Below are 1162 nucleotides of genomic sequence, written 5' to 3'. Positions count from 1 at the left end.
ACCCCGTCCTGCCGCACCAGCTCCTCAGGCTGGTACGGCGACTCCGGGTATCCGTCATACCTGGACGCCCGTCATACCTGGACGCGCCGGGCGACGGCCTCGACGATCTCGGCGATCGCGTCCGCGACCGGTACGCCGTTCTTCTGCGTGCCGTCGCGGTAGCGGAACGACACCGACCCCGCGGCCATGTCGTCGTCGCCCGCGATCAGCATGAACGGGACCTTCGACTTCTGGGCGTTCCGGATCTTCTTCTGCATCCGGTCGTCGGAGGAGTCGACCTCGATCCGGATCCCCTGCGACTTCAGCTGCTGGGCGACGTCGTACAGGTAGTCGACGTGGCCGTCGGTGATCGGGATGCCGATCACCTGGACCGGCGCCAGCCACGGCGGGAAGACGCCGGCGTAGTGCTCGACCAGGACCGCGACGAACCGTTCGATCGAACCGAACAGCGCGCGGTGGATCATCACCGGCCGCTGCCGCGAACCGTCCGGCGCGGTGTACTCCAGCTCGAACCGCTCCGGCAGGTTGAAGTCCAGCTGGATCGTCGACATCTGCCAGGTCCGGCCGATCGCGTCCCGGGCCTGCACGGAGATCTTCGGGCCGTAGAACGCGGCGCCGCCCGGGTCCGGGACCAGCTCGAGACCGGAACCCTCGGCGACCTCGCGCAGCGTGTTGGTCGCCTCTTCCCAGACCTCGTCGGACCCGACGAACTTCTCCGGGTTCTTCGTCGACAGCTCCAGGTAGAAGTCGTCGAGACCGTAGTCGGCCAGCAGACCGAGCACGAACGTCAGCAGGTCGCGAAGCTCGTCGCGCATCTGCTCACGCGTGCAGTAGATGTGCGCGTCGTCCTGCGTGAACCCACGGGCCCGGGTCATCCCGTGGATGACGCCGGACTTCTCCAGCCGGTACACCGTGCCGAACTCGAACAGCCGCAGCGGCAGCTCGCGGTACGAGCGGCCGCGCGCACTGAAGATCAGGTTGTGCATCGGGCAGTTCATCGGCTTCAGGTAGTAGTCCTGACCCTGCTTGCGGATCTGGCCGTCCGCGCCACGCTCCTCGTCCAGGTGCATGGGCGGGTACATGCCGTCGGCGTACCAGTCCAGGTGGCCCGAGGTCTCGAACAACTGGCCCTTGGTGATGTGCGGCGAGTAGACGAACTCGT

Annotated in this window: 1 protein-coding gene; it reads right to left on the bottom strand. The window is 67.0% G+C overall.

The features are described from left to right. Positions 1 to 71: 71 nt before the first annotated feature. Positions 72 to 1162 (bottom strand): threonine--tRNA ligase (gene thrS / locus ACFQWG_RS14125; protein ID WP_380976510.1); only part of this gene is annotated, 1091 nt, incomplete at its 5' end.

It is taken from the genome of Schaalia naturae (genome assembly GCF_042665795.1).
In the GTDB taxonomy this organism is placed as follows: Bacteria; Actinomycetota; Actinomycetes; order Actinomycetales; family Actinomycetaceae; genus Pauljensenia; species Pauljensenia naturae.
The sequence above is the reverse complement of the archived record's forward strand: the minus strand, read 5'-3'. Positions and strand labels throughout refer to the sequence as shown.